This window comes from Sphingomonas sp. Leaf25 (assembly GCF_001421635.1).
Taxonomy (GTDB): Bacteria; Pseudomonadota; Alphaproteobacteria; order Sphingomonadales; family Sphingomonadaceae; genus Sphingomonas.
The window spans coordinates 102,263-104,478 of record NZ_LMKU01000003.1 but is presented as its reverse complement, the minus strand read 5'-3'; the positions used below and the strand labels follow the sequence as shown (position 1 = coordinate 104,478).

2 protein-coding genes and 1 pseudogene are annotated in these 2,216 nt (G+C 67.1%); all 3 read right to left on the bottom strand.

The features are described from left to right. Window positions 1-98 precede the first annotated feature (98 nt). Window positions 99-662 carry a 30S ribosomal protein S9 gene (gene rpsI / locus ASE78_RS02050; RefSeq protein ID WP_082466948.1) on the bottom strand — a complete coding sequence of 188 codons (564 nt, stop codon included), beginning with the start codon at window positions 660-662 and terminating at the stop codon, window positions 99-101. Beyond that, complete coding sequence (rplM, locus tag ASE78_RS02045; RefSeq protein WP_082448378.1) at window positions 662-1,141, bottom strand: 50S ribosomal protein L13; 480 nt, start codon at window positions 1,139-1,141, stop codon at window positions 662-664. Before rplM ends, rpsI begins: the two co-directional genes overlap by 1 nt. A gap of 128 nt (window positions 1,142-1,269) precedes the next feature. Further along, window positions 1,270-2,216 (bottom strand): annotated as a pseudogene (locus ASE78_RS02040) (COX15/CtaA family protein); the annotation flags it as partial.

Here is a 2,216-nt window from a genome sequence, read left to right as displayed (position 1 = left end):
CCCGGCCACCCACAGCGTATCCTGATTGGGTGGCCGGGAGGGGGAGCGGGCCGGTACCGCGAAACGCGCCCAATTCGGGCGCGTTTCCAAACAGACGCTTAGCGCTTCGAGAACTGGAAGCTGCGGCGGGCCTTCGCCTTGCCGTACTTCTTGCGCTCGACCGCGCGGCTGTCGCGGGTCAGGAACCCGGCGGCCTTGACCGGTGCACGCAGGACCGGCTCGTAGCGGGTCAGCGCCTGGCTGATGCCGTGCTTGACCGCGCCGGCCTGACCCGACAGGCCGCCGCCCTTGACGGTGCAGATCACGTCATACTGACCATTGCGGTCGGCGACGCCGAACGGCTGGTTGATGACGAGACGCAGCGTCGGACGCGCGAAATAGACTTCCTGATCGCGACCGTTGATCGTGATCTTGCCCGAACCCGGCTTGATCCACACGCGGGCGACGGCGTCCTTGCGGCGGCCGGTCGCATAGGCGCGGCCATAGGCGTCGATTTCCTGCGGGCGCAGCGGCATCGTCGGGCGCGGCGGCTCGACCGGGGCGGTGGGGGCATCACCCTCGAGCGCGGCGGTCTGCGGCGCCGAACCCTGCGGTGCGTCTGCCGGGGCCGGCTGACCGGTCAGACCGGCGAGGTCGGAAAGGGACTGGCGGTTGTCGGACATTATGCGCCCACCTTGTTCTTGCGGTTCATGCCCGCGATGTCGAGAACCTGCGGGTTCTGCGCTTCGTGCGGATGCTCGGTGCCCTTGAAGATGCGCAGGTTGCGCATCTGGTCACGACCCAGCGGGCCGCGCGGGATCATCCGCTCGACGGCCTTTTCCAGAACGCGCTCGGGGAAACGACCCTCGAGGACCTTCTCGGCGGTGACGGCCTTGATGCCGCCGGCATAGCCGGTGTGCTTGTAATAGGTCTTCGTCTTCGCCTTGTTCGAGGTGAAGCGAATCTTGTCGGCATTGATGACGACGACGTTGTCACCGCAATCGACATGCGGGGTGAACGACGTCTTGTGCTTGCCGCGCAGGACGTTGGCGATGATCGACGCAGCGCGACCGACCACCAGGCCTTCGGCATCGACGATATGCCATTTCTTCTCCACCTCGTGCGGCTTCGCCGACTTGGTGGTCTTCATGAGCGCCTTCATGGGCGTTGGACCTTTCGGATATATCACGCAGCCGCACCGTGATGGCGCGCTGCGAACGCCGGCCAATTGCCCGCGCGGACGCGATAAGTCAAGCAAACCGCCCCTTTGCTGACGGGTATTGGGATACCCTATGCCCTGCGGCGGCCGATCGCGTGCAGGTTCCAGGTAACGACGACGACCAGCAGCGCGCCCACCAACTGGTGCAGCGCCGCGACTTCGATGCGAACGCCGGTCACGACGGTCGCGATGCCGAGCAGGATCTGCGTGCCGAACGCGATGTGGAGCGCGCGGGCGACCTTGGGATGGCCGGCGCGTTTGGCGGCACGGGCCAGCAGGACGAGGCACACGACCGCAACCCACGCCCACCAGCGATGGACGAAGTGGACGACATACGGATCGTTGACCAGCGCGTCGAGCGGCGCGCGCAGCGACCATTCCTGCGCGGGAAAGAAGCGCCCGTTCATCAGCGGCCATTGATCGGTGACGAGGCCGGCGTTCAGCCCGGCGACCCATGCGCCATAGAGCAACTGCACGAACAGCGCCGCGCCGGCGAGCACGCCGACCGTCCGCAACCGCGCGGGACGCGCGGCGGGGTCCTGCGCCAGTTCGCGCAGGTCGAGCGCGGTCCACACCGTGCCGGCAAGGATGAACAACGCGGTCAGCAGATGCGCGGCAAGGCGCAGGTGCGACACGTCGGTCCGCTCGATCAGCCCCGAGGCGACCATCCACCAGCCGATCGCCCCCTGCAATCCGCCCAGCGCCAGCAGCGCCAGCAACCGGCCCTTGTACCCCGCCGGAATCGCCCGGCGGACCCAGAACCACAGGAGCGGCAGGGCGAAGGCCATGCCGATCACCCGGCCGAGCAGCCGGTGGACATATTCCCAGAAGAAGATGCCCTTGAACTGCGCGAGCGTCATGCCCTGATTCAGCAACTGATATTCGGGAATGCGGCGATAGGCGGCGAATTCGGCGTCCCATGCGGCGGCGGTGAGCGGGGGCAGGGTGCCGCTGACCGGTTTCCACTCGGTGATCGAAAGCCCCGATTCGGTCAGCCGGGTAATGCCGCCGACGACGA

What these genes read in the sequence shown, in the direction of transcription:
- rpsI (WP_082466948.1), bottom strand. Translation starts at nt 662, where the DNA reads ATGTCCGACAACCGCCAGTCCCTTTCCGACCTCGCCGGTCTGACCGGT.
- rplM (WP_082448378.1), bottom strand. Translation starts at nt 1,141, where the DNA reads ATGAAGGCGCTCATGAAGACCACCAAGTCGGCGAAGCCGCACGAGGTG.